A 2000-nucleotide genomic window follows, 5' to 3' on the forward strand; every position below is an offset into this window, starting at 1 on the left:
TAAAGAGTCGTTTGCTCCATTGATACTTAAATCTTGAAGCTCATTCGTAACACTCCCATCCACTTCTGTTTTGATATACCCATCAGCTGCCACAAAACCTAATACTTGTGTGCTTGTTAAGGCTGAATCGACAAATGTTCCACCTCCATTAGATAATGTTACTGTTGATCCTGACTTACTTATCGTTTGAAGCTCATTCGTAACACTTAAATCGCCATCATTTATAATGTGAGTCTGCAAACTAGTTGAGTCATTCACAATTCTTGCCGCCAATTTCCCATCTGCTGTTTGTCGTGCTGACACCTCATTTCCTATGGCTGTAGTATTCGATTTAATACCAGTCAAATTATTTCCAATTCGGGTATTGTGCGCTGTTAAAGTATCTCGTATATCTCCAATGTAGGCTCCTTTTCCACTTTCTATTTTGATCGAATCTGCTGTTACACTTAAGTTTTGATTATCTGAAATTCCTGCTGTTAGATCACTTATTCGAACTCCAGTTCCACTGCTCAATAGCAGGGAGTCGTTTGCTCCATTGATACTTAAATCTTGAAGCTCATTCGTAACACTCCCATCCACTTCTGTTTTGATATACCCATCAGCTGCTACAAAGCCTAATACTTGTGTGCTTGTTAAGGCTGAATCGACAAATGTTCCACCTCCATTAGATAGTGTTACTGTTGATCCTGACTTACTTATAGTTTGAAGCTCATTTCCTGGGTCAGCATCGTTATCATCTAATGAAACTGAACTTGCAACTGTGCCATCAGCATTAATTAGTTCAACATTGCCACTCATTAAACTTAGAGTCTGAAGTTCATTAGTGTTGGAAGAGTCAGGCAAGTATACAGACGCACTGTTGTCTAAATAAAGAGTATCTCCATCTGCACTAATTTTCAATTGCTGACTATCTGTAATACCTGAAGTAATATCACTTAATCGAACTCCACTCCCATCACTTAACAATAAAGAATCGTTTGCTCCATTAATACTTAAGTTTTGAAGTTCGTTAGTTGCACTAGAATCGGGTATTACGATTTTATTTCCATCTAAAATCGAGATAGTACCACCTGTCGCAGTAATACTTAAAGTTTGATTATCAGAATCAGTAAACAAATTTGAAATATTTTCCCATCGGGCATTACCATTTAAGTCCGATGTCAAAACTTTGTTGGTTCCTGCGCCATTGCTTAAACGAATAGCATGTGCCATTATACCTCCATTAACATTCAATGCTGAATCTAAGGTAAATGTTCCTATACCTACTTTGTTTTTCAAATAAACATTTCCTTCGTCAAAGTATCCTGCCCAATTCAAACTCCCTCCAATGGCTTTACCATATACACCATAGTTCGTTCCTGTTCCTGTTCCTCTAGAAACTGCATGTAAACCATAATTCGCCGTAGCTGTAGAATTTGCATCTCCTTCTAAGGCAAATGCAGAAGTTCCAGGTCCAGTCACCTCTCCAAAAACCGCCACTTTAATGGGGTCCGTTCCGTTTTGTTCAAAATAAGCTGCTTTATCTTCTGTTGATTCTACATGTAGAGTGGCATTTGAATTCGGTGAAGTACCGATTCCAACATTACCAGAATTATTAATTTCCAACCCTTGAGTACCACCATTACCTACAAGTTTATTTGTCCCTAAGTTGATATTCTGAGTTGCTGTATGATTTCCGAGGTTATCCCCTGCTGAACCAATTAATGTTCTCAATACCGCAGAAGTATCCGCTAGATCTGTTAAAGCACTATCTCTGATGTCGGCAATTCGGATACGATTACCTCCACTTATAATAATTGAGTCTCTATTCGTACTAAACGATAAATTTTGAAGTTCATTAATTGCACTTAAATCACCATCATTGATCAGGTGTGTTGCTAAGTTAGCTGAATCATTAACTAATCTCGTTGACAAACTACCAATCGCATTTGCATTTGCCGTCGTCTGATTCTGAATAATCGCTCGCTCTGAATCGCCTATGGTATCTAAACTGATGCTTC

At 38.2% G+C, this 2000-nt stretch carries 1 protein-coding gene; it reads right to left on the bottom strand.

Annotation, left to right across the window (positions count from 1 at the left end):
* Positions 1–2000, bottom strand: a 2000-nt coding sequence (locus tag GQN54_RS00340; RefSeq protein WP_160630823.1) for a hypothetical protein, incomplete at both ends; no start/stop codon positions are given.

This window comes from Acidiluteibacter ferrifornacis (assembly GCF_009909615.1).
In the GTDB taxonomy this organism is placed as follows: Bacteria; Bacteroidota; Bacteroidia; order Flavobacteriales_E; family Vicingaceae; genus Acidiluteibacter; species Acidiluteibacter ferrifornacis.